1 protein-coding gene is annotated in these 2404 nt (G+C 62.1%); it reads left to right on the top strand.

Annotated elements, in window-relative coordinates; genetic code table 11:
* Positions 1-2: 2 nt before the first annotated feature.
* Positions 3-2404: FAD-dependent oxidoreductase (locus tag EN884_RS33095; RefSeq protein ID WP_245492032.1), on the top strand; the 2402-nt coding region annotated here is incomplete at its 3' end.

The raw sequence follows: 2404 nt of genomic DNA, 5'->3' as shown, positions 1-2404 counted from the left end.
GTATTGTCGGCGCATCGATCGCCCATCACCTGATCGAACGCGGCTGGGATGACATTGTCGGCATCGACAAATCAGGTATCCCGACCGATATCGGCTCGACGGCGCACGCCTCCGACTTCTGCTACACCACCAGCCACGATTTCCTGTCGTGCTGGACGACGCTCTACTCCATCGATTTCTACGAGAAGATGGGTCATTACGCGCGTATCGGCGGCCTCGAGGTCGCGCGTGTCGGCGACGACAGCCGAATGGAAGAAATCAAGCGCAAGATCGCCTCGGCCAAGGCGTTTGGCACGCGCGCGCGCCTGATCGAGCCGGCCGAGATCAAGGAAAAATTTCCGCTCATCGAAGAAGCGATTGTTCAAGGTGGTCTTTGGGATCCCGATGCCGGTCTGGTCATCCCGCGTTCGCAGACGGTCGCCGGCAAGCTGGTCGACCAGGCGGAAGCGTCGGGCAAGCTCAAATCCTTCGCCAACACATCGGCCCGGTCGCTGGTCGTCAAGGACGGCCGCATATCAGGCGTGGTAACGGACCGCGGCACCATCGAGGCCGACTATGTCGTCGTCTGCGCCGGGATTTGGGGCCGGCTGATAGCGGAAATGGTCGGCGAAGACCTGCCGGTCATGCCGATCGACCATCCGCTGACCTTCTTCGGCCCCTACAACGAGTTCGCCGGCACCGGCAAGGAGATCGGCTGGCCGCTGCTGCGCGACCAGGGCAACTCGGCCTATATGCGCGACACCGGTGATCCCAAGACCGCCGAGGGCGGGCAGATCGAATGGGGTTATTACGAAGAGACCAATCCGCGCCTTTGCCACCCGCGCGACCTGCTGGAGAAGGACCAGGCGCGGCTTTCGCCGTCGCAACGCGATCTCGACATGGAACAGATCCTGGCGCCGCTCGAACGCGCCATGGAACTGACGCCGATCCTCGGCGAACTCGGCTATAATGAGAGCCATTCGTTCAATGGACTTCTCCAGGTAACCGCGGACGGCGGCCCGTCGATGGGCGAAAGCCAGAAGGTGCGGGGTCTGTGGTATGCCGTTGCCATCTGGGTCAAGGATGGTCCCGGCATGGGCAAGCTGATCGCCGACTGGATGACCGACGGCCGCACCGCAATCGATCACCATGCCATCGACTATGCACGGTTCTATCCGCACCAGACCAAGGAGCAGTTCATCTGGGACCGCTGCACCGAGACGGCGATGAAGGTCTACAATCCGGCGGTGCATCCGCGCGAGCCGTTCTCCAAGGCCCGCAATATCCGGCGCTCGCCGTTCTGGGAACGCGAGAAGGAACTCGGCGGCTATTTCATGGAACTCGGCGGCTGGGAGCGCGCCCACGGCTATGCCGCCAACGAGCATCTCCTGGAGAAATACGGCAACCGGGTGCCGGTGCGTGAGAACGAATGGGACAACCGCCATTTCTGGCGCGTCTCCAATGCCGAACATCTCGCCATGAGCGAGGATTGCGGCATCGTCAACCTGTCGCATTTCGCCATGTACGACATCGAAGGTCCAGACCATGTCGCGCTGCTGGAATGGTTGTGCGCAGCCAAGATTGGCGGCGACAACAACATCGGCAAGGGCATCTACACCCACTTCCTCGACGAGGAAGGCATGGTGCGGGCCGACTTTACCGTTATTCGCATGGCCGACCGCTGTCGTTTGATCGACGGCGCGGATGCTGGCCCGCGCGATTTCCAGTACATGCGCCGCACGGCACAGGACAAAGGTTTCGACGTCACCATCACCGACGTGACCGAGAAGTTCGTCACCATCGGCATCTGGGGACCGAACGCCCGGGCGACCTTGCAGAAGGTGGTCGAAAACCCGGACGGGCTCTCTGTTGAGAACTTCCCATTCGCGGCGATCAAGCCGGTCCGGATCGGCGGCAAGGACGTCACCGCTTTCCGCATCTCCTATGTCGGCGAGCAGGGCTGGGAACTGCATATGCGCTACGAGGACGGTCTCGCTGTGTGGGACGCGCTGCGCTCGACCGGCGTGATGCCTTTCGGCGTGGAGACCTATGCCAACACGCGCCGCATGGAAAAGAGCCTGCGCCTGCAGAACGCCGACCTTCTGACCGAGTACAATCTGCTCGAAGCGGATCTCGCTCGTCCAAAGGTCAAGGAGAACGATTTCTGCGGCAAGGCGAAGCACGTCGAATACCGCGCCCGCGAGCACCAGCCGGCCATGCTGTGCACGCTGGTGATGACCGAGAATGTCGATTCCAAAGGCGTTGCCCGCTATCCCGTCGGCACCATGCCGGTGATGGATCCGAAGACCGGCGAGACGCTGGTCGACGAACTCGGCCGGCGGTCCTTCACCACCTCGATGGCCTATGGCCCGACCATCGGCAAGAATATCGGTCTTGCCTATCTGCCGTGGGCGTACGCCCAGGA

The sequence above is a fragment of the Mesorhizobium sp. M7A.F.Ca.AU.001.01.1.1 genome (assembly GCF_004022735.1).
Lineage (GTDB): Bacteria > Pseudomonadota > Alphaproteobacteria > Rhizobiales > Rhizobiaceae > Mesorhizobium > Mesorhizobium ciceri.
Note: the sequence above shows the minus strand (reverse complement) of the source record. Positions and strands in the feature narration are given on the sequence as shown.